Consider the following 260-nt stretch of genomic DNA (forward strand, 5'->3'; position numbering starts at 1 on the left):
ACCCTGGCCCGTCCGGATATCAAGGAAGCGGTGATCGATCTGCCTGCCGGCCTTGCCGAGCGGCTGCCCGCCGATGGGGTGTTTGTGGTTGCCGGGCAGCTTGACCCCAGCGTACAGACCACCGCCACTGTGCGTGAGATCGAACCTCAGGCCCAAAGCGCCACGCGCACCCGGCGTGCACGCCTGACATTGGCCGAGACCCCGCCCGCGTTTCGCCTCGGTACGGCAATCAGCGTGACCTTGAGCACCGCCATTGCGCC

Annotated in this window: 1 pseudogene; it reads left to right on the forward strand. The window is 67.3% G+C overall.

The window, feature by feature from the left end:
• A pseudogene (locus SB765_RS31020) lies at positions 1-260 on the forward strand (efflux transporter periplasmic adaptor subunit); the annotation flags it as partial.

The organism is Pseudomonas sp. SIMBA_067 (genome assembly GCF_046534675.1).
In the GTDB taxonomy this organism is placed as follows: domain Bacteria; phylum Pseudomonadota; class Gammaproteobacteria; order Pseudomonadales; family Pseudomonadaceae; genus Aquipseudomonas; species Aquipseudomonas putida.